General features: G+C 71.2%; 24 protein-coding genes. 17 read left to right on the forward strand and 7 right to left on the reverse strand.

Translation table 11 applies throughout. The features are described from left to right. Positions 1 to 141: 141 nt before the first annotated feature. The 3 genes from K8612_RS02600 to rsmA are packed head-to-tail and all read left to right on the forward strand — an operon-like array spanning position 142 to position 4865. Complete coding sequence (locus K8612_RS02600) at positions 142 to 2925, forward strand: response regulator (protein ID WP_223761134.1); 2784 nt, start codon at positions 142 to 144, stop codon at positions 2923 to 2925. Positions 2926 to 2977: 52 nt separating this feature from the next. Then, on the forward strand, positions 2978 to 3976 hold the full coding sequence (tsaD, locus tag K8612_RS02605; RefSeq protein ID WP_223739802.1) for a tRNA (adenosine(37)-N6)-threonylcarbamoyltransferase complex transferase subunit TsaD: 999 nt from the start codon (positions 2978 to 2980) through the stop codon (positions 3974 to 3976). Positions 3977 to 3986: 10 nt separating this feature from the next. Next, on the forward strand, positions 3987 to 4865 hold the full coding sequence (rsmA, locus tag K8612_RS02610) for a 16S rRNA (adenine(1518)-N(6)/adenine(1519)-N(6))-dimethyltransferase RsmA (protein ID WP_223761135.1): 879 nt from the start codon (positions 3987 to 3989) through the stop codon (positions 4863 to 4865). A gap of 17 nt (positions 4866 to 4882) precedes the next feature. Here the strand turns inward: rsmA and K8612_RS02615 are convergent, their stop codons facing one another. Further along, positions 4883 to 5170: a hypothetical protein gene (locus K8612_RS02615; protein WP_223739800.1), complete on the reverse strand. Its 288-nt coding sequence runs from the start codon at positions 5168 to 5170 to the stop codon at positions 4883 to 4885. 184 nt (positions 5171 to 5354) lie between these two features. Between K8612_RS02615 and K8612_RS02620 the strand changes: the two genes are divergently transcribed. From K8612_RS02620 to K8612_RS02640, 5 genes are all read left to right on the forward strand, one after another. Beyond that, entirely contained in the window at positions 5355 to 5996 is a 642-nt protein-coding gene (locus K8612_RS02620; RefSeq protein WP_223739799.1) for a deoxynucleoside kinase, read from the forward strand. A gap of 170 nt (positions 5997 to 6166) precedes the next feature. Further along, positions 6167 to 7075: a 3-methyl-2-oxobutanoate hydroxymethyltransferase gene (gene panB, locus K8612_RS02625; RefSeq protein WP_223739798.1), complete on the forward strand. Its 909-nt coding sequence runs from the start codon at positions 6167 to 6169 to the stop codon at positions 7073 to 7075. Positions 7076 to 7077: 2 nt separating this feature from the next. Then, the gene (gene panC, locus K8612_RS02630; RefSeq protein ID WP_223761136.1) at positions 7078 to 7932 is read left to right on the forward strand and encodes a pantoate--beta-alanine ligase; all 855 of its coding nucleotides are present in this window, start codon (positions 7078 to 7080) and stop codon (positions 7930 to 7932) included. A 17-nt stretch (positions 7933 to 7949) separates the two neighbouring features. Next, positions 7950 to 8435, forward strand: a complete 486-nt coding sequence (gene smpB, locus K8612_RS02635) for an SsrA-binding protein SmpB (RefSeq protein ID WP_014398822.1) — start codon at positions 7950 to 7952, stop codon at positions 8433 to 8435. A gap of 36 nt (positions 8436 to 8471) precedes the next feature. Further along, the gene (locus K8612_RS02640; RefSeq protein WP_223739796.1) at positions 8472 to 9014 is read left to right on the forward strand and encodes a ClpXP protease specificity-enhancing factor SspB; all 543 of its coding nucleotides are present in this window, start codon (positions 8472 to 8474) and stop codon (positions 9012 to 9014) included. 20 nt (positions 9015 to 9034) lie between these two features. Here K8612_RS02640 and K8612_RS02645 read toward each other — a convergent pair whose 3' ends face one another. The 6 genes from K8612_RS02645 to K8612_RS02670 all read right to left on the reverse strand — a co-directional run bounded on the left by K8612_RS02645 (position 9035) and on the right by K8612_RS02670 (position 15325). Next, positions 9035 to 10897: a serine/threonine-protein kinase gene (locus tag K8612_RS02645; RefSeq protein WP_223761137.1), complete on the reverse strand. Its 1863-nt coding sequence runs from the start codon at positions 10895 to 10897 to the stop codon at positions 9035 to 9037. Positions 10898 to 10928: 31 nt separating this feature from the next. After that, complete coding sequence (locus K8612_RS02650; protein WP_223739794.1) at positions 10929 to 11270, reverse strand: DUF971 domain-containing protein; 342 nt, start codon at positions 11268 to 11270, stop codon at positions 10929 to 10931. A gap of 104 nt (positions 11271 to 11374) precedes the next feature. Continuing rightward, entirely contained in the window at positions 11375 to 13093 is a 1719-nt protein-coding gene (locus K8612_RS02655) for an HD domain-containing phosphohydrolase (RefSeq protein ID WP_223761138.1), read from the reverse strand. 28 nt (positions 13094 to 13121) lie between these two features. After that, positions 13122 to 13985, reverse strand: coding sequence for a peptidoglycan-binding protein LysM (locus K8612_RS02660; RefSeq protein ID WP_223761139.1), 864 nt, complete (start codon positions 13983 to 13985; stop codon positions 13122 to 13124). Then, positions 13982 to 14392 carry a FecR family protein gene (locus K8612_RS02665; RefSeq protein WP_223739791.1) on the reverse strand — a complete coding sequence of 137 codons (411 nt, stop codon included), beginning with the start codon at positions 14390 to 14392 and terminating at the stop codon, positions 13982 to 13984. The genes K8612_RS02660 and K8612_RS02665 overlap by 4 nt, the downstream gene beginning before the upstream one ends. 129 nt (positions 14393 to 14521) lie before the next feature. Then, on the reverse strand, positions 14522 to 15325 hold the full coding sequence (locus K8612_RS02670; protein ID WP_223761140.1) for a carbon-nitrogen hydrolase family protein: 804 nt from the start codon (positions 15323 to 15325) through the stop codon (positions 14522 to 14524). 210 nt (positions 15326 to 15535) lie between these two features. Between K8612_RS02670 and rimP the strand changes: the two genes are divergently transcribed. The 9 genes from rimP (at position 15536) to rpsO (ending at position 24117) form a co-directional block, all read left to right on the forward strand. Further along, on the forward strand, positions 15536 to 16021 hold the full coding sequence (gene rimP / locus K8612_RS02675; RefSeq protein ID WP_223761141.1) for a ribosome maturation factor RimP: 486 nt from the start codon (positions 15536 to 15538) through the stop codon (positions 16019 to 16021). Positions 16022 to 16091: 70 nt separating this feature from the next. Further along, the gene (nusA, locus tag K8612_RS02680) at positions 16092 to 17792 is read left to right on the forward strand and encodes a transcription termination factor NusA (protein ID WP_223739788.1); all 1701 of its coding nucleotides are present in this window, start codon (positions 16092 to 16094) and stop codon (positions 17790 to 17792) included. 53 nt (positions 17793 to 17845) lie between these two features. After that, positions 17846 to 18106, forward strand: coding sequence for a YlxR family RNase P modulator (locus K8612_RS02685; RefSeq protein WP_223761142.1), 261 nt, complete (start codon positions 17846 to 17848; stop codon positions 18104 to 18106). 120 nt (positions 18107 to 18226) lie between these two features. Next, on the forward strand, positions 18227 to 21433 hold the full coding sequence (infB, locus tag K8612_RS02690) for a translation initiation factor IF-2 (protein WP_223761143.1): 3207 nt from the start codon (positions 18227 to 18229) through the stop codon (positions 21431 to 21433). Between the two features lie 120 nt (positions 21434 to 21553). Next, a complete protein-coding gene (locus K8612_RS02695; protein WP_223739785.1) occupies positions 21554 to 22162 on the forward strand; it encodes a DUF503 domain-containing protein in 609 nt (202 codons plus the stop codon). After that, a complete protein-coding gene (gene rbfA / locus K8612_RS02700) occupies positions 22159 to 22518 on the forward strand; it encodes a 30S ribosome-binding factor RbfA (protein ID WP_014398810.1) in 360 nt (119 codons plus the stop codon). The genes K8612_RS02695 and rbfA overlap by 4 nt, the downstream gene beginning before the upstream one ends. A 10-nt stretch (positions 22519 to 22528) precedes the next feature. Next, positions 22529 to 23392, forward strand: a complete 864-nt coding sequence (gene truB, locus K8612_RS02705) for a tRNA pseudouridine(55) synthase TruB (RefSeq protein WP_223739784.1) — start codon at positions 22529 to 22531, stop codon at positions 23390 to 23392. After that, the gene (locus K8612_RS02710) at positions 23393 to 23722 is read left to right on the forward strand and encodes a hypothetical protein (RefSeq protein ID WP_223761144.1); all 330 of its coding nucleotides are present in this window, start codon (positions 23393 to 23395) and stop codon (positions 23720 to 23722) included. A 125-nt stretch (positions 23723 to 23847) separates the two neighbouring features. After that, positions 23848 to 24117 (forward strand): 30S ribosomal protein S15, encoded by a 270-nt coding sequence (gene rpsO, locus K8612_RS02715; protein WP_014398807.1) that lies wholly within the window; start codon positions 23848 to 23850, stop codon positions 24115 to 24117. The last annotated feature ends 66 nt before the right edge of the window (positions 24118 to 24183 follow it).

The raw sequence follows: 24183 nt of genomic DNA on the forward strand, positions 1-24183 counted from the left end.
CGCCTGTCCCCCGGGGAGGGAGCCGGCCGGTTTTCCGGACAGTCCCGCCCATTGACACACCTGGAAACCGGACCCGATGCTTGCTCCCACGGGACGCCCCCGTCGGATCCGCCGTCCCGCCCGTCTTGAAAGGCATGCCACGTGGCCAAGCAGCACCTGCTCCTCGTCGATGGTGACGCGAAGAGTCTGCGCGTGATGGAGGTCAGCCTGAAGAAGGCCGGCTTCTCCGTCACGACTGCGATCCACGGCAAGGATGCGCTGGAGAAGGTCCAGATCAGCCCGCCGGACCTCGTGCTCGCGGACACCAAGATGCCGGAGATGGACGGCTTCGAGCTCTGCAAGACGCTCAAGTCCGACGAGCGCTTCAAGTTCATCCCCTTCGTCTTCCTGACGAACCAGAAGTCGGTCGAGTTCAAGGTGCGCGGCCTGGAGCTCGGGGGCGACGACTACCTGACGAAGCCCATCTACATCAAAGAGATCGTCACCCGCGTGAAGATGATCCTTCAGAAGGCCGAGAAGGAACGCATCGAGAAGCGCGAGACGACCAAGGGCGGCTTCGCGGGAAGCCTCGCCGACATGGGCGTCGTGGACCTGGTCCAGACCTTCGAAATCGGCCGCAAGACGGGCGTCATCTCCATCCAGGGCGAGCGCACCGGCGTCGTCTACTTCAAGGAAGGCCGCGTCATCGACGCGGAGCTGGGCCGGCTCAAGGGCGAGAACGCCTTCTACCGCCTGCTCAACACGTTCGAAGGCCAGTTCGACGTGCAGTTCACCACGTTGGACCGCCCGGAGCGCATCGAGGTCTCCACGCAGGGCCTCCTCATGGAGGGCATGCGCCGGCTGGACGAGTGGGGCCGGATGCTCGAGCAGCTCCCGCCGCTGGAGACGGTCTTCGAGATTGACTACCACCAACTGGCGGACCGCCTGTCGGAGATCCCCGACGAGGTGAACGGCCTCCTGCGCCTGTTCGACGGCAAGCGCGCGCTGTCGCGCGTGGTGGAGGACTCGGACTTCGAGGACCTGGCCGCGCTGGGCATCATCAGCAAGCTGTACTTCGAGGGCCTCATCCGCGAGCTGGGCAACGCGCCGCTGGAGCCCGTGCAGAGCAGCAAGCCGGGCATCGAGCAGTGGCTGAACGCCGCGCCGCCCATCCCCGTGGACGTCGCGCCCGCGCAGGAGCCCGCGCCCCAGCCCCACGCCGCGCCGGCCCCCGTGGAGCCGCCCCCGGTGGAGGCCGCGCCCGTGGCGGAAGTCCCACCCGAGCCCGAAGCCGCGCCCGCGCAGCCCGAGCCCGTGGAGGAAGTCACGCCCGTGGCGGAGATGGCGCCCGCGCCGGTCTCCCCGCAGCCCGCGCAGGTCATCATCTTCCCGCCGCGCTCGCGTCCCGGCGAGGGCGCTCCGCCCCCGTTCGGACAGGAGGGCCAAGAGCCCGCGGTGCCGCCGCTGTCGCAGGAGGGCTCGGCGTTCCTCGTGGAGCCGCCGCCCGCGCACCGCGCGGTGGATCATGCGCGGCGCAGCCTGCTGCTCGACTGGAGCCGCGTGGACACGGAGGGCCTGAGCGCCTCCAGCACCTGGGGCCCGGGTTCGCCCTGGGGGGCCGCGGGCCGCGCGCCGGCCGCCGCGCCCAGCCCGTTCGCCTCGCAGCCCGCGCAGGCGCCCGTGGAGCCGCTGCCCTCGCGCCCGCCCATCTTCGGTGGCGCGGCCATCGCGCCCAGCCCGCTGGCGCCGGTGCCGCCGCCCACGCCGGCCCCGCCGTCCTCCGAGGTGACGCTGGTCAGCGGCACGGAGCCCTTCCACGACGAGGTGCCGGGGGAGGAGCCCGCGCCGCCGCAGCTCGCGCTGCCGCCGTATCCGGGCCACGGCATCGTGCCGCCGCAGGTGGCCCCCGTGGCGCTCAACGTCGAGTTCCCCGCGACGACGCCCTTCGACGCGCAGCCGGCCGCCATGGAGCCGGTGGACACCGCCGCGCAGGACGTGCCCGCCTCCGAGGCGTACTTCACGGAGCCCGAGCCCGCCACGCCCGTGCAGCCATCCGCGGCGAGCGCGCCGGAGCCCACCGCGAGCGCCCCGGTCAGCCCCGCGCCCACGAACAGCGCGGCCTCCACGAAGCCCGCTGCCTCCAAGCCCGCGCATGACGAGGACGACGCGGCGCTGATCGCCGCGATGAAGCCCAAGCGCACGGGCCTCTACGTCGCGGGCGGGCTGCTCCTGGTCGCGGCCGTGGCCGCGGTGGTGCTCTCCAAGGGCTCGGGCGGCGCTGAGACGCCCAAGCCGGACGCGCCCAAGGTGACGCAGCCCATGAAGCCCGAGGAGGCGCCCAGGCCGCCGGAGACGACGCCTCCGCCGGCCGTCACGCCGCCGCCCACGAAGACCGTGGACGCGGAGCCCGACGCGGGCGCGCCCCCGGCGAAGACCGTCACCGCCCCGGAGGACGCGGGCACGCCGGTGAAGACGGCCACCCCCGAGCCCGCCGCCGTCCCCGACGCGGGCGCCGTCGTCGCCGTCGCCGTCACGCCGCCGCCCGCGACGCCCCCGGAGCCCGCCGCGCCCAAGGCCACCTACGCGGACTTCATCAAGGACGGCCGCGCGGCGATGGCCCGCAAGAGCTTCAAGGCGGCCGTGACCGCCTACCGCAAGGCGCTCGCGCTCGACAACGACTCCATCGAGGCGAAGACGGGCCTGGGCATCTCGCTGGCCAACAACAGCAGCACCAGCGAGGCCGGCTACCGCGAAGCGGCCAGGCTGCTCCAGGACGTCGTCAACGCGGAGCCCAAGAACGCCAAGGCCTGGTTCTGGCTGGGCAGCTCGCGGCAGTTCTCCGGCGATCAAACCCGAGCGGCCGAGGCCTATAAGAAGTATTTGTTCCTCGAACCGACGGGAAGCTCGGCGGACGAGGTGCGTGCCCTGCTCAACGGGATGAAATGAGCAGGGGAGGCGGCCTGTCCGCCTCCTGCCCGCCCTTGTTGTCGGAGTCGTCGTGCTCGTCCTGGGACTTGAAACCTCGTGCGATGAAACCGCCGCCGCCGTCGTGGAGGACGGGCGGCGCGTCCTGTCGGACGTCGTCTCCACGCAGGTGGACATCCACCGCCGCTGGGGCGGCGTCGTACCGGAGCTGGCCAGCCGCAACCACATCGTCCAGGTGATGCCCGTCGTCCACGAGGCCCTCACCCGCGCGGACAAGGCGCTGGACGACATCGACCTCATCGCCGTCACGTCCGGCCCCGGCCTCATCGGCGCGCTGCTCGTGGGGCTCCAGGTGGCCAAGGGCTTGAGCCTCGCCACCGGCAAGCCCTTCGTGGGCGCCAACCACCTGGAGGGGCACCTGCTCGCCATCCGCCTCCTGGAGGACGCGCCCGCGCCGCCCTTCCTGGGGCTCGTCGTCTCCGGCGGCCACACCAGCCTCTACGAGGTCCGCGACTACGGGAACTACCGCCTCGTGGGCCGCACGCGCGACGACGCCGCGGGCGAGGCCTACGACAAGACGGCGCGCATCCTCGGCCTGCCGTACCCGGGCGGGCAGCCCATTGATGAACTGGCACAGAAGGGCGACCCGGAGGCCATCCGCTTCCCGCGCGCGCTGCCGGGCGACAACCTGGACGTGTCCTTCTCCGGGCTGAAGACGTCGGTGCTCCACCACGTCCAGAAGCACGGCGTGCCGCAAGGGCAGGCCCTCCACGACCTGTGCGCGTCGTTCCAGGAGGCGGTGGCGGACGTGCTGTCGAAGAAGCTCGTCGCCGCGGCGAGGAAGCTGGGGCACGACCAGTTGGTGCTGTGCGGCGGCGTGGCGGCGAACTCGCGGCTGCGGGCGCTGTGCAAGCAGCGCGCGGAGGAGCGGGGCCTGCGCATGTTCCTGCCGCCGGTGCGGTTGTGCACGGACAATGGCGCGATGATCGCCGTCGCGGGGTATGAAGCGTGGCGCCGCGGCTTGCGCGGTGATTTCCGCCTCGCGGCCGACCCCGCCTGGCGCATGGAGTAGGGGCCCGACAGTGGAATCTCCGCGCGACATCCTCAAGCGCCACGGCCTGCGGGCCAAGCATAGCTGGGGACAGAACTTCCTCGGGGACCCGGACGCGCTCCAGGAGATCGCGGACGCGCTCGCGCTGCGCGAGGGCGAACCCGTGGTGGAGCTGGGGCCGGGCCTGGGCCACCTCACGCGCTTCCTCGCCGCCACCGGCGCGCGCGTCACCGCCGTGGAGCGCGACCGCGACATGGTGGCCGTGCTGGAGAAGGAGGCCATCCCCGGCGTGCGCGTGGTGCCCGGCAACGCCGCCACGGTGGACTTCGCCCAGGTGGCCGGCGCGGACGAAATCGCGCTCGTGGGCAACCTGCCGTACCACCTCACCAGCCCCATCCTCTTCCAGGTGCTCGCGCAGCGCGCCCGCATCTCGCGCGCCGTCTTCACGCTCCAGAAGGAGGTCGTGGTGCGGCTGGCCGCGGAGCCCGGCAACCGCGACTACGGGCTGCTCACGGTGCTGCTCGGCCTGCACTTCGACGTGGAGAACGTGCTCACGCTGGAGGCCTGGCGCTTCCATCCGCCCCCGAAGGTGGACTCCGCCGTGCTGCGCCTCACGCGGCTCAAGAAGCCCCGCGCGCCGCTGGTGGACGAGGCCCGCTTCACGCGGCTGGTGAAGGCCGGCTTCGCGCAGCGCCGCAAGACGCTCATCAACTCGCTCAAGTCCGACAAGGGGCTGGCGCCGCCGGACGTGCTGCTCGCCGCGCTCCAGACGGCGGGCATCGACCCGGGCCGCCGCGCGGAGACGCTCTCCCCGGAGGAGTTCGCCGCCATCGAGCGCGCCCTGGGCCCCGTCACCGCCATGGCCCCGCCGCCCCCGGACGCGCCGGAAGAGGACGGCTCACAGGAGTAGGGGACGCGGGGTGACGTTCAGCGCTTCTGGCCCAGCGCGGCCAGGAGCCCACCCTGCTGGGCGAGGTACGCGCGGAACGCGTCCTCGTCGATGCGCAGGCGCGCGAGCACGCCGCTGAGGACCTCGTCCACGGAGCCCTCCGGCCGGCGCTTCAGCTCGAAGGCCGTCTTCAGCAGGGCCACGCCATAGAGTGGATCCACGTCCACCGGAGGTGCGGGAGGGGCCGTGACCGGACGGGCGGCGGGCGCCGCTTGCGTCGTCTCCACCAGGTCCACCACCGTCTTCACCCGCTGCCTGCCGCGCATCTGTGGCCCGTCGCTCCCGCTGCCTGCGTGTTCGCGGGCACCGTAGGGGATGGCCTCGGAGCGCGCAAGGGCGGGGTGGCCCGGCGAAAATTGCCGGATGCACGCGGGCATGGTTGTGTTATCCGCCCCCCGCGCGCGCATCTGTCTCATGCGTGGCTTTTCCGGGGGCGGAGGCCTCGGGCCGATGGACCACCGCTACATCGTCGTCGAAGGCCCCATCGGCGTGGGCAAGACGAGCCTCACCAACCTCCTCACGGAGCGACTGGGCAGCCGCCGCATCCTGGAGGTGGTGGAGGAGAATCCCTTCCTCTCCAGCTTCTACGGGGACCGGGAGAAGTTCGCGTTCCAGACGCAGGTGTTCTTCCTGCTGTCGCGCTTCCGCCAGCAGCAGGAACTCTTCCAGCAGGACCTGTTCCGCGCCGTCACCGTGAGCGACTACCTGTTCGCGAAGGACCGCATCTTCGCCAACCTCACGCTGGCCTCGGACGAGCTGGCCCTCTACGACCGCGTCTTCGAGGCGCTGGGGCCCCGCGTCCCGCAGCCCGACCTGGTCATCTACCTCCAGGCCCAACTGGACGTGCTGCTGCACCGCATCAAGAAGCGCGGCCGTGAGTTCGAGCGGAAGTTCGACGCGGGCTACCTGGAGTCGCTCACGCACGCGTACAACGACTTCTTCGCGCATTACCAGGACACGCCGCTCCTGGTGGTGAACACGTCGGACATCGACTTCGTGCACAACGAGGCGGACCGCGAGGACCTGATGAACGTCATCGCGAGCGTGAAGTCCGGCGTGCAGCACTACACCCCCAAGTCCCGCCGGGGCTGACGGCCACCGCCCGCCTGGCTGCCTGGCGCGGGTTGAACCCCCCACGCGGCCCCGAGGGCGTTAGAGTGCATCCCCGTGGAACCCCGGCCTCCGGCGATCCCCCTGGGGACGGCGAGGGGCCTGACGCTCCACGCGGCTGTCCCACCCGTCTTGCCCACAGGAGGTGAACCGTGAAGGACAAGGTCACCATCCACACGCTGAAGCGCCTGAAGCAGTCCGGTCAGAAGATCTGCATGGTCACCGCGTATGACGCGACGTTCGCGCGCATCCTCGACGAGGGCGGCGCGGACGTGCTCCTGGTCGGTGACTCGCTGGGCATGGTCATCCAGGGCCAGGAGTCCACGCTGCCCGTCACCATGGACCAGATGGTCTACCACTCGGCGGCGGTGAGCCGCGGCGCGAAGCGGGCGCACGTGGTGGGCGACCTGCCGTTCATGAGCTACCAGGTGTCGCCAGAGGAGGCGGTGCGCAACGCCGGGCGGCTGGTGTCCGAAGGCAACGTGGGCAGCGTGAAGCTGGAGGGCGGCGCCGAGTTCGCCGACACCGTGCGCGCCATCGTCCGCGCCAGCATCCCCGTCATGGGCCACCTGGGGCTGACGCCGCAGTCGGTGCACAAGATGGGCGGCTACGTGGTGCAGGGCCGCGACGAGGACGCCGCGCGCCGCATGCTGGACGACGCGCTCGCGCTGGAGGCCGCCGGCGCCTACGCGCTGGTGCTGGAGGGCGTGCCGCTGGAGCTGGCGCGCACCATCACCCAGAGCCTCAAGATTCCGACCATCGGCATCGGCGCGGGCAAGCACTGTGATGGCCAGGTGCTGGTCTGCTACGACCTGTTGGGCATGAACCCGGACTTCAAGCCGAAGTTCGTGAAGCGCTTCGCCAACCTGCACGGGAACATCACGGAGGCCGCGAACACGTACTTCTCCGAGGTGCGCGCCGGCACCTTCCCGGATGAAGAGCACAGCTTCAAGGCCACCAAGGGCATCCGGCTGGTGACGCCCACGGCCGTCGTCGCGGACGCGGAAGGCGCTGGCGAGCCCGCGGAGAAGGTCGGCGGCATCTACGGGGCCCCGGTCTAGCCATGGCGCCCCACGTCCTGCGCACCGTTCCGGAAGTGAAGGCCTGGGTCGCGTCCCTCCAGAAGGAGGGCAAGACGCTGGCGCTCGTGCCCACCATGGGCTTCCTCCATGAGGGCCATGTCTCGCTCATGCGGGAGGGCGGCCGGCGCGCGGACGTGGTGGCGGCCTCCATCTTCGTGAACCCCACGCAGTTCGGTCCCCGCGAGGACCTGGCGCGCTACCCGCGCGACTTCGAGGGGGACCTGGCGAAGTGCGCGAGCGCGGGCGTCACGGCCGTGTTCGCGCCCGAGCCCGCGGCGATGTACCCCGCGGGCTACCAGACCTACGTGGAGGTCACGGAGGTCAGCCAGGGGCTGTGCGGCGAGCGGCGTCCTGGCCACTTCCGGGGCGTCGCCACCATCGTCACGCAGCTCCTGGCGCTGTTCCGGCCGGCCGTGGCGCTGTTCGGGGAGAAGGACTACCAGCAACTCCAGGTCATCCGGGCGCTCAACCGCGACCTGCACCTGGGCGCGGACATCGTGGGCATGCCCACCATCCGCGAGCCGGACGGCCTGGCCCTGAGCAGCCGCAATGCCTACCTGTCGGCGGAGGAGCGCCAGCGGGCGCTCGCCCTGTCCAGGGGCATGCGGGCGGCCCAGGCCCTGCTCGCCTCCGGCACCCGGGACACGCGGGCGCTCGTGGAGGCCGCCCGCCGTGAATTGCAGGCGGTGGGCCTGCGCGAGGACTACGTGGAGGTGCGGGACGCGGCGACGCTCTCACCCCTGGACACGGTGGCGCCCGGGCAGACGGCGCGCATGCTGGTGGCGGCCTTCTCGGGCACCACGCGGCTCATCGACAACATGCCGCTGGCCGGTTAGGAGACCCGGGACACGTTATGGCCGCTGGAAAGTCGAAGGGTGTGGGTGCGGAGCCGGGGGTGAAGCTCATTGCCGAGAACCGGCGTGCGCGCTTCGACTACACGGTGGATGAGAAGATAGAAGCCGGGCTGGAGCTCACGGGGAGCGAGGTGAAGTCGTTGCGTGAAGGGACGGCCAACCTGTCGGACGCCTACGCGCTCCAGAAGGGCACGGAGCTGTTCCTGCTCAACGCCCACATCGGCTCCTACAAGGCGGCCAGCGTCTTCGACCACCTCCCCACCCGGGGCCGGAAGCTGCTGATGCACCGGGCGGAGATCGACCGGTGGACGGCGAAGGTGCGCGAGCGCGGTTACTCCATCATCCCGCTCGTGCTGTACTTCAGGAAGGGCCGGGCCAAGGTGGAGCTGGGCCTGTGCCGCGGCAAGACGCACGAAGATCGCCGCCACGACATCAAGGAACGGGAGACGAAGCGGGAGATGGACCGGGAAGTGCGCCGTCGTTGAGGGCGCTCCCGCAACTCCTCCGCTGGACAGGCTGGAATGGACAAGAAGGTTTCCGACAAGAAGGAGCGGCTGCTGGCCGCGCTCGACCAGGGCATGGTGATGATCCACCTGGACGCGCGCCGCCCCGGCGTGCTCGTCCCCGCCAGCCTCCGAGGCGAAGCGCACCTGCGCCTCAACCTCTCCTACCGTTTCGAGCCCCCCGACCTCACGGTGGGCGAGTGGGGCGTGCGCTGCACGCTGAGCTTCTCCGGTTCGCGCTTCACGGTGGCGGTGCCCTGGTCGGCGCTGTTCGCCATCGCCAGCCACGTGACGAAGGAGTTCTGGATGTACCCGGAGGAGATGCCGCCGGAGCTGCTCCAGCAGCCCCCGGTGGCGTCGGCCTCCGTCGCGCGTCCGCCGCAGCCCGCGCCGGTGCCCGTGGCCGCGGAGAGGCCCCGCGCCTTCCTGCGCGAGGTGCAGTCCGAGCGCGCCGACGAGCCGGAGTCACGTCCGGAGGTGGCGCCTCCGCCGCCGCCCGAGGGAGGCCCCCCGGACGAGCCGCAGCCGCCGCGCCGTGGCCACCTGCGGCTGGTGAAGTAGGGCGGGCTCGGGGCGGAGCGTCAGCGCTTGAGCTCCGCCGCCACGTCCGACTTCTTGCCGCCCATGAACGACCCCGTCCAGACGCGGTAGCCCTTGAGCTTGAGCTGCACCGGGACGGAGCGCGAGGGGTAGACGTTGTCCATCACCAGCGGCGTCACGCCCACCTCCACGCCGTCCACCAGGACGGTGGCGCCGGAGGGCTCGCTGCGGATGGACAGGACCGCCGCCGGGAGCCCGAGCGCGCGCAGCACCTGGGTTTCGTAGCGGGGCCACACGAACAGCGCGCCCCCCGCGAGCACCGCCGCGATGCCGAGCACCACCACCGCCGGTCCCCAGCGCCTGCGGGGGCGGGAAGGCGTCACGGGCTCGAACTCCGAAGGCGAGCTCTCCGCCCGGGGCGCGCGCTCCTCCAGCTCCAGGTCGCCCTGCGCCGCCTGACGGATGCTGGGCCGGTTCATCCGCGCCGGGTCGTCCACGTCCGAGAGGGACTGCGTGGCCAGCGCGGGCGCAGCCGGAGCGGCGGGGGAGGGCGCCCGCGGTCGGGCGCGCGCCGCCGGGTTCGCCTGCGCCCGGGACGCGGAGGCCACGGACACGGGCCCACTCGCGGGAGCCGCGCCCGCCTCGCTCCAGCTCGCGGAAGGTCCACGCGTGCAGGACTCACAGGGCGAGTCAGGGGACTCCAGCGCCGAGCCGCACAGGGCGCAGGTGTGGACCACGGCGCCGTTCGCGGACAGTGAGACGGCCCCGGCTGGCGGGCTCCACGGCTCCTCTTCCTCCGCCGCCACGGGGACGGACGCCGGGGGCGCCTTCCACGCGGGCGAAGCAGCGGCGCCACCGCCATACGCCACCGTGACCGAGCGGGCGCCAGACGCGGACGGGATGCGCCCCGTGTCCACGCCCTCGCGCGGCACGGCGGACATCACGAACGACGCCGACTGCGACTCCGGGGCCTCCGCGAGCGCGGCCCGGGCCACGTCTCCCACGGACATGGGCAACCGGATGCCACGCAGGAAGGTGGCCAGCGCGTGCGACGACGCGGGCTCCCCCGTCTGCGCGAGCCACCGCGCCAGCGCCTCCGACACGTCCTCCGGCTCCGGGAAGCGGGCCGCCGGGTCGCGCGACAGCATGCGCAGCACCAGCGTGGCCAGCGACGCCGGTACGTCCGGCAGCGACGCGGGCGCGCGGTTGAGGATGGAGTACGCCACCGCCATCGGCTCCGCCGCCGCGGACCCGAACGGGTGCTGCCCCGCGAGCAGCTCCGCGAGGATGGTGCCCAGCGAGAACTGGTCGCTCAGCGCCGTGGCCGGCTCGCCCCGGAGGACCTCCGGCGCCGCGTAGGGCACCTTGCCCCTGAAGGCTCCGGGCTCCGTGCGCGACAGGCCCGCCAGCCGCGCGATGCCGAAGTCCGTGACCTTCACCTCGCCTTCGCGCGACACCAGCAGGTTGGACGGGGACACGTCCCGGTGCGCCGTCACCACCGGGTGACCGTCGTGCTGGCGGCGGTACGCGTGCTGCAATCCCGCCTGGGCCTGGCTCACGATGAACACCGCCAGGTGCGGAGGAACCCGCAGCCCCTGGCGCGTCACCGCGCGGATGAGCGCGCCCAGGTCCCAGCCGTCCACCAGCTCCATCACCAGGAAGAGCCCCTCCGCGCTCTCCCCCACGTCATGCACGGTGACGATGTTCTGGTGCTGCAGCAGCATGGCCAGCCGCGCCTCGGAGACGAACATCCGGGAGATGTCCGGCTCGCGCGCCAGGTGCGGCAGCACGCGCTTGATGGCCACGGTGCGCTCGAAGCCCTCCGCGCCCTTCGCCACTCCCAGGAACAGCTCCGCCATGCCCCCCGTGGCCAGGGGTTGCAGCAGCCGGTAGCGTGACGTCACGGGGACCTCCGGAAGGACGCGGTGGGGCGCCTCACCCCTGCGACTGGGTGATGTCGCGCAGGTGCTTCCACGGATAGATGCCCGTGGCGTGCTGGTCGCTGAAGACGAACGCGAGCGCGTAGTTGCCCACCGGCTGCATCTGCAGCACGCGCAGGTTCGCGGGCACCTGCGAGGGGTCCAGCGTGCGCTTCGCCGTCCACTCGTCCACGCACGCGGCGCACGGGCACTGCTGGCGCAGCACCTGCGCGGTGGCGGTCGTCGTCACGCCGTCATCCCACGTCAGCGTCAGCGACTCGCCGTCCGCGGACAGCTTCGCATCCGTCGCGCTGACGGGCTTGGGCGCGGGCTTGATGCGATCCCAGAAATTGCTCACCGAATCCACCTTCCAAGGCTTTGGAGCAGCAGCCCCTCCCTACCATCCTTCTGGCGGAGTGGGGGACCTGCCGCGAAAGCGAAAGGGCCCGGGGAGCCAGGGCTTCAGGAAGCCAGCTTGACGGGCTGCCGGTGGCCCTCCAGCCGCACGCCCCGCTGGGCCAGCACCGCGCGCAGCGCCTGCACCACCCGGGGGTCCAACTGCGCGCCGCTCAGGTTGTCCAGGATCTCCATCGCCTTCTCCAGCGGCATGGCCTTCTGGTAGGGGCGCGTGGAGGTGCACGCGTCGAAGGTGTCCGCGCACGCCACGATGCGCGCGAGCATCGGGATGGCCTCGCCCTTGAGCTTGTCCGGGTAGCCCGTGCCGTCCCAGCGCTCGTGGTGGTGGCGCACGCACGCGCGCACCGAACCCAGGAACGTCACCGGCCCGATGATGGCGTCGCCGATGGCGGGGTGCTCGCGCATCAGGGACATCTCCTGGTCCGTGAGCCGGGACTGCTTGCAGAGGATGTTCTCCGGGATGCCAATCTTCCCGATGTCGTGGAGGATGCCGCCGTACTGCAACTGCCGCAGCTCGCGCTCGGTGAGCTTCAGCTCCTTGCCAATCTCCACCGCCACGTCGCCCACCCGCTGGCTGTGGCCGCGCGTGTACGCGTCCTTGGAGTCGATGGAGTTGGCCAGCGCGACGATGGTCTCCAGGTAGCCCTTCTCCAGGCTCTCGTAGAGGCCGCGCGTCTCCATGTCGTACGCCATGAGCTGCTTGCTCATGTAGTTGAACGTCTGGGCCAGCTCCCCCAGCTCGTTCTTCTGCTTCAGGTGCACCTCCACGCCGAACTTGCCGCGCGCCAGCTCCAGCGACGTGGCGATGAACGTCTTCAGGGGCTGCGTGAGGTTGCGGGAGAAGATGGCCGCCAGCACCAGCGCCACCAGGATGGCGCCGCCCAGGCCCAGGAGGATTCGCCGCTCCATGGTCTCCACCTGGCGGTAGGCGTGCTCCACCGGCTGCTCGGACACGATGGCCCAGCCCGCCTCCGGCAGCACCGAGTACGCGGACACCACCGCGTCGCGCCCCTCGCCGAAGTTGCCCACGTGGAACAGCTCCGTGTCGGGCGTGCCCTCGCGCTGCTTGAGCAGGTGCGCCAGGGGCAGCCGCTTCGACACGTCGTCCCCCACCGCGCCCAGGTCTCCGCCGCCGGTAATCAGGCGGCCGTGCCGGTCCGCCAGGTACGCGAACCCCGTGCTGCCCACGCGCTCCTGCGCCAGCATCTGCCTCAGGCCCGCGAGCGTGATGTCCGCGGCCATGTAGCCCTGCACCGGGTCGCCCACGGGGAACGCCAGCGTCACCACCGGCCCGCCGCCGCCTCCGCCGTGGGACGCCACCACGTCCGAGTAGCGCACCCCCGTGAGTCCCTCGTCCAGGAGGGCCCGCGCGCGCTCCTCGTGCTCCGCCACCCCGCTGGGCGCCATGTCGTGCACCGCGAAGGCCTGCAGCCCGGGCAGCCGCTGCCGGTCCGCGCCGAACACGGTGAGCGCCAGCAGCTCCGGGCGCTGGTTGAGCACCGCCGCGATGTGCAGCCGCTGCGTGTCGCGCGGCAGGCTGAAGAAGCCGCCCGGCACGCTGGACAGCCCCACCACGCGCTCCGTGGGGTCCTCCAGGAAGCTCTCCGCCTTGAGCCGCAGTTGCTTCACGCGCTCCTGCGCCAGCTCCTGCGCGTCGCGGATGAGCAGCTCGCGCGTATGGGACACGGACAGCCAGCCCACCATCAACGTGGGGATGATGCTGACCACCAGCATCAGGAGGAGGATGGCTTTGAAAAGTCGCACGGGGTGGCTCCTCGCTCGGGGCAGGCGGCTACTTCTGCCACCCGTCCTTCACCTTGACGTTGAGTTCGAGCGAATCCGCGGCCAGCTCGAATCGCCGTGTCTGGGAGGGCAGCGACCGCCCCTGCTCCGGACTCACCGCCGTCACCGTCCAGCGATAACGGCCCGCGGGCAGCGCCGGCAACGTCCATTGCCGCGCGGCCAGCACCGTGCGCACCGGCGCCGGCGCCGCTCCCTCCTCCACGCCCTCCGCGACGACCTCCACCTCGTAGCGCGTGGCGCCCGCGACGGGGTTCCACGCCAGCGTCACCGGCCCCAGCAGTCCTCCGCCCCCGGCTCCGGCCGCGGGCTTCAGCGTGAGCCGCGCCTTGTCCGCGGGCTGCGTGGGCTGCGGCGCGCCGGGCGGCTCCGGCAGCACGGTGCCCTGCTGCACGCGCACGGACTCGCCCCGGGCCAGCACGCGGGTGGCGTGCTGCGCCTCCACGGTGACGGGAGGCCCCTGCCGGTGGGTGACGGTGGTGGTGCCGCCGTCATGGTCCACCTCCACCGTGAAGTTGGAGGGCTGGGGCGGGTTGAGCAGCGCCCACGCCTCGTCCGCCTTGTGCAGCGCGTCCGCGTACCGCGCGGCCTGGAAGTGCGCCTCCGCGTCCTTCAGGCGGGACTCGGCCTCGCGGCGGCGCGCGTCGTCCGGCGCGGCCTTCACCGCCGCGCGCGACATCTCCAGCGCCTTGAGCGCCGTCTGCGGCTCCGTCCCGGGCGCCTTCCGGGGCGCCGCCGCGGCGCCGCTTCCAGCAGGGGCCGTGCCGTCCGGAGGCTCGCGCCCCACGGTGGTCGGTGCGGTTGACGGCACCACGGACAGCCCCATCCACGCGCTCAGCCAGAGGGCGGCCTTCATTGGAATTCAATCTTCCTGCCCGCTCGAACCGTGGCGGATGGGGTGGTGACGGACAGCGACTGGGTGGCCGGCTTCTCCAGCGTGGCGTCCACCCGTCCCCGCAGGACGGTGACGTCCGTTCGCAACTTGCTCTCCGCGATGCCCACCAGGGAATCGCCCCCCAGGTGCAGCGTGCTGCCATTGGCGAACACCACCTGGGCGCTGGCCCCGGCCTCGGTGCGGACCTTGTCGTTTTCGTAGAGCGGCAGCTCGTCGCGCGCGGAGCTCCACTCGTCCGCCACCGCGCGTTTGATCTGCACGTCCCCCGTCAGCCCCCGCAGGTGCGCGCGCGGCACGGGCGGAGGCAGGGGCGCCTCGGCGGGCCCTCGGGGCTTCTCATCGGCGGTGCAGCCGGGAGGAAGGGCCATGAGTGCGACCGCGAAAAGCAGGGGAGGCCAGCGTCGTGCGTTCACCAGAGGGGTCTTCCTGAAAGCCACTCTACCCGGAATCGCCGCGCCGGAAGGGCCCCCAGCCCCCTCGCGTTCACTCTTGCCCGCCTACTCCAGCCGCCTGTGCGCCAGGCACGGCAAATTCCGCCGGATGCGTGCCTGGAGCTCCGGGTCCACCGGCGCCAGCGCCAGGCCCTCGCCCTCGGAGGCCCGCGCCGTCACCAGCCCCCACGGGTCCACCACCATCGCGTGGCCGTACGTCAGCCGCTGCGCCGAGTGCCGCCCGCCCTGGGCCGGGGCCAGCACGTACGCCTGGTTTTCAATGGCCCGGGCGCGCAGCAGCACCTCCCAGTGGTCCTTGCCCGTCATCATCGTGAAGGCCGCCGGCACCGCGAGCAGCGTCGCCCCGTCCTTCGACAGCCGCCGGTACAGCTCCGGGAAGCGCAGGTCGTAGCAGACGCTCATGCCCAGCCGGCCCACCGCCGTGTCCGCCGCCACCACCTCCGTCCCCGGCGCCACCGCCGCGGACTCCTGGTAGGTGGCACCGTCCCCCACATCCACGTCGAACAGGTGCATCTTCCGGTAGACGGCCAGCCGGGCGCCGTCCGGGCCGAACAGGACGCTGGTGTTGTAGAGCCGGCCGCCGGGCGCCCCCTCCTCCAGGATGGAGCCGGCCAGGAGCGTCGTCCTCGTCCCCCGGGCCAGCTCCGCCATCCGGCTCAGGGTGGGGCCGTCCAGGGCCTCCGCGGCGGAGGGGCGCTCGGGCTCCGGGCCCATCCAGGAGAAGTTCTCCGGCAGCCCCACCAGGTGGGCGCCCAGGGAGGCAGCCTGGCGCACGAGGCGCGTGGCCACATCCAGGTTGTGGGCCTTGTCCGCGGTGGACACCATCTGTGCGGCGGCGATGAGGTGCATGGGGGCGTTATAACGCCACCGGCGTCACTCGGAACCCCTGGGAATCCTTCAGTCCCCGGGGGCGTTTGACCCGGCGCCTCGGGGTGTGTCCTTCCTTTACACCCCGAGGGGGCGTGTGTTACGGACGCCTCGACATTTTTCGAACGCATCACATCGAAAAGTGGGCCGCCGTGCCCGCTTTTCGTGTTTTTGGAGACCTGTTTCCTGGCCATGGAGTCGAAGAACATCAAACAGACGGTGGAGGAGAAGGCGGCGGCGCTGCTGGATCCCATCGTGGCGAACGAAGGCCTGGAGCTCCTGGACGTGGAGTACGTCCGCGAGCGTGAGGGCTGGGTGTTGCGGCTGTTCATCGACAAGCCCGGTGGCCGGGTGGGTCTGGACGAGTGCTCCCAGGTGTCGCGCGCCGTGGATCCGGTGCTCGACGTGGAGGACTTCATCCCCCAGGAGTACAACCTGGAGGTGTCCAGCCCCGGGGTGAACCGGCCCTTGAAGAAGCCGGCGCATTTCGAACGGGTGAAGGGACAGAAGGTCAAGGTGAAGACCTTCGGCCCGCTGGGCGATCCTCCGCGGAAGAACTTCAGCGGCACGCTCACCGAAGTGGCGGCCGACGCCATCTCCGTGGACGTGGAAGGGGGCGGCGTGTTCGCCATCCCCTTCAAGGACATCGCCAAGGCCCATCTGGAGTTCGAGTTCTAGAAGCCGACATACAGGGGACCCTGTTCGCGCCAGGGCCGCCCGTGGACCCATTTTCGGAGAAGACACAGCCATGCCCACGCCCGCCAACCCGGCCGTCAACCTCAACCTCGTCCTGGATCAGGTCGCCAAGGACAAGGGCATCGAACGGGCCGTGCTCATTGCCACCCTCGAGGACGCGATGAACACCGCGGCCAAGAAGCACTTTGGCCAGGACCGCAACCTGGAGGCCAAGTACGACCCGGAGAAGGGCGTCGTGGAGCTCTTCCAGGCCATCACCGTGGTCGCGGAGATCACCGACCCCGTCCAGGCGGTGAACCAGATCACCATGGACGAGGCCCACAAGAAGGGCATGGAAGTGGAGCCCGGCGACGAGCTCGTCTTCCAGATCTTCTACCGGGACGAGGACGCCGCCGAGGCCAAGGCCCAGGACGACCAGTACGGCGACATCCTCCGCCTGAAGACCTTCCGCCGCGGCTTCGGCCGCATCGCCGCGCAGACGGCCAAGCAGGTCATCCTGCAGCGCACCCGCGACGCCGAGCGCGAGAACGTCTTCAACGAGTACAAGGACCGCAAGAACGAGATCGTCACGGGCATCGCCCGCCGGTTCGAGCGCGGCAACATCGTGGTGGACCTGGGCCGCGCGGAGGCCGTGCTGCCCGTGCGTGAGCAGGTCCCGCGTGAGACCTACCGCCCGGGCGACCGCGTCCAGGCGTACGTGCTGGACGTGCTGCGCGAGTCCAAGGGCCCGCAGATCGTGCTGTCGCGCGCGTCCGTGAACCTGCTCACCAAGCTCTTCGAGATGGAGGTGCCGGAGATCGCGGAGGGCATCGTCGTCATCGAGGCGGCGGCCCGCGAGCCGGGTGGCCGCGCGAAGATCGCCGTGTCCAGCCGCGACTCGGACGTGGATCCGGTGGGCGCGTGCGTGGGCATGAAGGGCAGCCGCGTGCAGGCGGTGGTGCAGGAGCTGCGCGGAGAGAAGATCGACATCGTCCCCTACGACGAGGACCCGGCGCGCTTCGTGTGCTCGGCCCTGGCCCCCGCGGAGGTCAGCCGCGTCATCATCGACGAGGCCAACCACGCCATGGAGCTCATCGTCCCGGACGACCAGCTCTCGCTGGCCATCGGCCGGCGCGGGCAGAACGTGCGCCTGGCCGCCCAGCTCACCGGCTGGAAGCTGGACATCAACAGCGAGAGCCGCGTGCGGGAGATGCGCGAGTTCGCCAGCCGCTCGCTCGGCGCCCTGCCGGGCGTCAACGAGATGCTGGTGGAGACGCTCTACGCGCACGGCTTCCGTCAGGCGCGCGACGTGGCGGACGCCAACGCGGAGGTGCTGGCGCAGATCCCCGGCATCGACCCCGCCCGCATCGCCTCCATGCAGGAGGAGGCGCGCAAGCGCATGGTGGAGGACCAGCAGGAGCTGTCGCGCATGGACTACGAGCGCGAGCAGGCCCGGCTGGCCGAGGCCCGCCGCCACCCGGACGAGCTGTCGCAGCCGGAGCGCATGGCGCGCGTGCGCGGCGTCGGTGAGAAGACCATCGAGCAGCTCATCCTCGCCGGCTACCGCACGGTGGAGGACATCGCGAACGAGAAGGACCTCACCCGCCTGGGCGACGTGCCGGGCGTGGGCATCAAGAAGGCCCGCCAGTTGAAGAGCGCGGCGGAGAACTATCTGGTGGAGGAGGCCAAGCTGCGCGCGGAGCTCAACGCGGAGCGGGGCATGCTGGCATCGGCAGGCGGGTCGGAGGGCGCGGAAGCGGCCAAGGCACCGTAACGACAGGGGGTAGGAGGATGCGCCGCGCAACCAAACGGCCCGGGACACATCCCATGGAAATCACGGCGTCAGGTCCGGTCAGGACCTGCGTCGGGTGTGGTTCTCGCAAGGCACAGGCGGAACTCACCCGGTTCGTGGTAGGTCCCCAGGGCGGCGTGGTGGCGGACAGGCGGCGGAGGCTGCCAGGGCGGGGGGCGTACCTGTGCGGTGCCGGTTGTCTGACGGCAGCGCTCAAGCGTAAGGCGCTGGGCAGGGCCTTCCGGGGCAAGGCGGGGCAGGTCGACCCGTCGGCGCTCGGACAGGCTTGGGAGTGAGGGCGGGTGGGTGGAGAGGTTGCGGGGAGAGGTGGTTGTTAAGCACCACTCGCACACAATTTCGGCTTTGGACTAGGGTGCTCGGCCTCGTCGTCGGCGGAGCAGAAGGCCAATCAAGGTATGTCGAAGAAGCGCGTTCACGAAATCGCCAAGGAGCTCAAGAGCCACGGGATTGAGCTCGACAACAAGGAGGTCGTGACCGAGCTCGCCGGGCTTGGTTACGACGTCAAGAGCCACTCGTCCTCGCTGGACGATGATCAGGCCACTGCCGCGGTCCAGAAGATCCTGGACAAGCGCAAGCCCAAGCAGGCAGCCCCGCCCGTCGCCGCCAAGGGCTTCGTGGTGCGCCGCAAGGTCGGTCCTCCCGCGGGCGCGTCCGCCCCGGAGAGCCAGGACGCCTATGCGCAGGCGAACGAGCCCGCCTACGAGCCGGAGCCCGCGCAGGAACCGCAGGCCGCCGCCCCCATGGAGGCGGAGCCGCAGCAGGCGCCTGCCGCCATGGAGCCGCCGCCCACCGCCGTGGAGCAGGCCCCCGTGGCCCGCGCTCCGGAGGCCCCGGCCGTGACGGCCACGCCGCCGGAGACGACCGTCGCCTCCATCGCCGCCGCCCCGGAGGCGCCGCAGGCGCCCGAGGCCCCGGCCGCCCCGCCTGTTGCCGCAACCGCCACCCCGCCCGTGACGCCGCCTTCCACCCCGCCTCCCGCGGCCGTGGTGGAGACGCCCCGGGCCGCCGAGCCGACCCCGGCCACGGCGACACCGCGCAGTCCTACGCAGGAGAGTCCCCGCTTGCCCAACCCCCCTACGCGCTCGCCGGTCCCGCCTACCGCACGGACGCCTTCTTCCACGTCGACGTCCGCGACGGTCATCTCCCGAGGTCCCGGCTACGTGCAGCGTCCGGGTTCCACGGGCGGGCGCCCTGGTGGGCCGCCGGGCAGCCGTCCGGGTGGTCCGGGTGGTCCCGGCAGCCGTCCGGGTGGGCCTGGTGGGCCGGGCAGCCGTCCTGGCGCGCCCATGCAGGGCCGTCCGGGTGGGCCGCCCATGAACCGTCCGGGGGCGCCCATGCAGGCGCGTCCGGGCCAGACGGGGCCGGTGCGTCCGTCCTCGCCGCCCACGGCCGGTGGTACGGGGGCCCCGGTGCAGCCGACCGGCCCGACCATCATGGTCGGCGGCGTCCCGCACGCCCAGGTCGCGCCCACGCCGGGCGCCCAGGCGCGCCCCACGGCCACCCAGGCCGTGGTGATTTCGCGCCCGCTCATCCAGGTCCGCCGCGTCACGCCCACCACGACCCAGGCCAAGCAGTACCCCATGGCCCCGGGCCGCACGGCGCTGGGCACGGAGAAGCGCGAGTACAAGGTCGTCCCGGATCACCTGGGCCGCGGCCGCGAGCTGGTGGACGTCTCCAAGAACAAGGAGCGTGGCCAGCGCAAGCGCACGGGTCCTGAGACCACCAGCGTGTCCAAGCAGGAGCTGTCGGACATGGTCTGGGGCCGCATCCAGATCCCCGTCCGCGGCAAGAAGCGCAAGCCCACGAAGAAGGGCGCCAAGACGCAGATCACCCAGATGGCCGAGGAGAAGAAGGTCATCAAGCTCCAGGAGGGCATCAGCGTCTCCGACCTGGGTCAGCGCATGGGCATCCGCACCGCGGAGCTCATCAAGAAGCTGATGGGCATGCAGAAGATGGCCACGGCGAACCAGATTTTGGACGCCGACACCGCGGAGCTCATCGCCACCGACTACCACTGGAAGGTCGAGCGCGTCGGCTTCGAGGTGGAGGACTACCTGCCGGAGGTCGAGGCCCGGGCCGAGGACGAGCGTCCCCGTCCGCCGGTGGTCACCATCATGGGCCACGTCGACCACGGCAAGACGAGCCTCCTGGACGCCATCCGCCAGGCCAGCGTGGCCGCGGGCGAGGCGGGCGGCATCACCCAGCACATCGGCGCGTACAGCGTGTCCACCGCGCGCGGCGACGTCACCTTCCTGGACACCCCGGGCCACGAGGCCTTCACGTCCATGCGCGCCCGTGGCGCCAACGTGACGGACATCGTGGTGCTGGTGGTGGCCGCGGACGACGGCGTGATGCCCCAGACCATCGAGGCCATCAAGCACGCCAAGCAGGCGGAGGTGCCCATCGTCGTCGCCATCAACAAGATGGACGTCCCGGGCGCCAACCCCGACCGCGTGAAGAAGGACCTCGCGAGCCAGGAGCTGGTGCCGGAAGAGTGGGGCGGCGACACCATCATGGTGCCCGTCTCCGCGAAGACGAAGATGAACCTGGATCTCCTCCTGGAGAACCTGGCGCTGCAGGCGGAGGTGCTCGAGCTGACGGCGAACCCGTCGCGTCCGTCCGTGGGCGCCATCGTGGAAGCGAAGCTGGAGCGTGGCCGCGGTCCCGTGGCCACGGTGCTGGTGCAGGAGGGCACGCTCAAGCTGGGCGACGCCATCGTCACCGGCACGCACTACGGCCGCGTCCGCGCCATGAACAACAGCCGCGGCGAGGCGGTGAAGGAAGTGAAGCCGGGCTACTGCGCGGAGGTCGTCGGCCTGTCCGGCGTGCCCACCGCGGGTGACGCCATCAACGTCGTCTCCGACGAGAAGGCGGCCAAGCAGATCGCCGACCACCGCGGCATGAAGGAGCGGCAGGCGGAGCTCAGCAAGGTCAGCCGCGAGTCCCTGGACCAGCTCTTCGCCAAGACGAAGGCGGGCGGTGGGCCCAAGGAGCTGCGCGTCATCATCAAGGCGGACGTGCAGGGCTCCGCGGAGGCCGTGCGCCAGGCGGTCGAGAAGCTCACCACGCACAAGGTGCGGGTGGTCATCATCGACGCGGGCGTGGGCGCCATCACGGAGACCGACGTCATGCGCGCCGCCGCTTCCAAGGGCGTCGTGCTGGGCTTCAACGTGAAGCCGGAGTCGGGCTCCGAGGCCGCGGCCAAGGCGCAGCAGGTGACGCTGCAGAGCTACTCCATCATCTACGAGCTCATCGACGGGGTTCGCACGGAGATGGAGGGCCTCCTGGAGCCCATCCGCACCGAGCGCAAGCTGGGCCGTGCGGAGGTGCGCAACACCTTCAACGTGCCGAAGCTGGGCACCATCGCCGGCGCGGCCGTCCTGGACGGCGTGATGAAGCGCGGCTCGTTCGTGCGCCTCATGCGCGAGAACAAGCAGCTCTTCTCCGGGAAGATGGCGTCGCTGCGCCGCTTCAAGGACGACGTGAAGGAAGTCGCGCAGGGCTTCGAGTGCGGTATCGGCATCGAGAACTTCAACGACCTCAAGGCCGGCGACATCATCGAGGCCTACGAGATCGAGGAGACCCGGCAGAGCCTCTCGTAATCCTGAGAGGCGCACTCGACGGACCCCGGGGAAGGCCCCACCTTTCCCGGGGGATGGACGACGCGACGGCGCCTGGGCGTGGGTGACGCGCCCCGGCGGCCGTGGGCCTGGGGGACCTCTATGTTCGTGGGAGTCGCACGCCTCACCCTCCAGATTCCGGAGAGCGCCTCGCTGAAGTCCAAGCGGCAGGTGCTCCGCCGGGTGACGGACCGGGTGAAGGCCCGCTTCAACGTGGCCGTCGCGGAGGTGGACGACCAGGACCTCTGGCAGAAGGCGTCGGTGGCCCTGGCGGTGGTGGGCAACGAACGCGGTCACGTGGATGAGCAACTGGGGAAGATCATCCACTTCATCGAAGAGATGTACGTCGCGCCGCTGATGGCCCGGGAGACGGAGATCATCTCCTTCGGGGACACGCTCTACTCCGACAAGGGGCCAGTGGCTGGCGCCTTCCGCGCCCCGGCGAAGGTGCCGGAGCCGGAGGACGAGGATTCCCACCTGTCTCCCGAGGACGCGCACGCGCACTCGGAGGCGGCGATCGCCCGCTTCCTGCGCAGCGACCGCTCGCTGGCGGAGGCGGAGGGGTTGGGTTCGTGGGAGCAGCGGCACGAGGGCGCGGGCCCCGGGCCTGGGGCTCCCCGCCCCACGGGTGAAGGTGGAACGCTGACGCTGGACGACGCGCGGGCCAGGGCCCGGGCGCTGCGCAACCCGCGAGATTGGGAGAAGAAATGACGACGCATGCACGACCCGAGCGCGTGGGGCAGGAGATCCAGGCGGCCATCGGTGCCCTGCTGACGCGGGGGGAATTGCGCGACCCGCGCATCGGCTTCATCACCATCACCGGCGTGAAGGTGTCGCCGGACCTGAGGGTGGCGAAGGTCTTCTATTCGATGCTGGGCACGGACCAGGAGAAGGCGGACACGCAGAAGGGCCTGGACGCGGCCAAGGGCTTCGTGCGCCGCGAGGTGACGTCCGCCGTCAACCTGCGCGTGTCGCCGGAAATCTTCTTCGCCTTCGACGCATCCGTGGGCGAGGGCGATAAGATCGACCGGCTCCTGCGCGAGGTGCGCGGCAAGGAAGGCTGGTAGGCCCCGCTTCATGGACGGCGTTCTCGTCATCGACAAGCCCCTGGGTCCCACGTCCTTCGACGTGGTCCGTCAGGTGCGCGGCCTGCTGAAGGTGAAGAAGGCGGGCCACACGGGCACGCTGGACCCCATGGCGACCGGCGTGCTGCCGGTGTGCCTGGGAGAGGCCACCAAGGTCGCCGGCATCATCACGGAGGGCGACAAGGCCTACGACGCCGTGGTGCGGCTGGGCGTCGAGACGGACACCCAGGACGCGCAGGGCAAGCCCACGGCGGAGGCCCCGGTGCCCCCGCTGACGGCCCCGCTCCTGGAGGCGGTGCTCGCCCGGTTCCGGGGGACGTTCGACCAGGTGCCGCCCATGTACTCGGCGGTGAAGGTGGCCGGGAAGCGGCTCTATGAGCTGGCGCGCGCCGGGGAAGAGGTGGAGCGGGCGAGCCGCACCGTCACCGTGCACGAGCTGGTGCTGCGCGACTTCTCCGCGGACCGGCTGACCCTGTCCGTGCGCTGCACCAAGGGCTTCTACGTGCGCACGCTGGCGTACGACCTGGGCCGCGCGCTGGGCTGCGGGGCGCACCTGGAGGCGCTGCGGCGCACCATGAGCGGCCCCTTCACCCTGGCCCGCGCGCTGCCCCTGGCAGACCTGGCGTCCCTGTCCCGCGAGGCGGTGGCCGGGCGGCTGGTGTCGCTGGCGGACGCGCTGACGGACCTGCCGGCGGTCCGGGTGAACGCGGACGAAGCCCGGCGGGTGTTGCACGGCGTCCCCGTGGAGGTCGCCCCCGTGCCGGGCCGGGTGCGGGTGCTGGGCCCGGATGACGCGCTGCTCGCCATGGCGGAGGTGGTGGGCGGGCGGCTGCGCTACCAGCGGGTGTTCAACTGAGTGGTCACCCGCACCCATGACATCACCGTGAGCGTGGCCCCGGGCCTTCGCGGCGCCTTCGACGGGCGGCGCGAGCTGTCCCTGGGCGTGCCGGCGGCGGCGGGCATCGGCGACGTGGTGGAGGCGCTCCTGCGCTTGTACCCCCGGACCCGTCACCTGCTGGCGGGTGACGGGGGCGAGGCGGGCGGACAGTACCTGCACGTGGCCATGGACGAGGCCTCGGCCCGGGAGCTCTCCCCGGGCGGGGGTGGAATGCCGGGCGGCTGCCGGTTGTACGTCTTCGCACTGTCCCGGCCCCCGAAGGGCGGACGGACGGGCGGCGAAGGTTGACCCCCCAGGGGGTGAAGCTTATAAGCGGCCCGCTCGTTAGAAGGACCATGTGGCCGGGTCTGTACCCCTCCGCGGACCCAGGCGGCACGAGCAGTCACCCCGGAGCGGGATTCAGGAAGAAGCCCATGTCGTTGCATCAGGAGCGCAAGAGCGAGCTGGTCACGAAGTTCCGCACCCACGAGTCCGACACCGGCTCGCCCGAGGTGCAGGTGGCGCTGCTGTCCGAGCGCATCAACATGCTCACCGAGCACTTCAAGACCCACAAGAAGGACCACCACTCCCGCCGCGGTCTGCTGAAGCTGGTCGGTCAGCGCCGCCGCATGCTGGACTACCTCAAGTCCAAGGACGTGGCCCGCTACAAGAAGCTCATCGAGGGCCTCGGCATCCGCAAGTAGTCCTCGAGAAGTCCACGGGGCGCTGGCACATCACCAGCGCCCCGCGCATTTGGGCAGCACGCAGCA

The sequence above is a fragment of the Corallococcus sp. AS-1-6 genome, from assembly GCF_020037015.1.
In the GTDB taxonomy this organism is placed as follows: domain Bacteria; phylum Myxococcota; class Myxococcia; order Myxococcales; family Myxococcaceae; genus Corallococcus.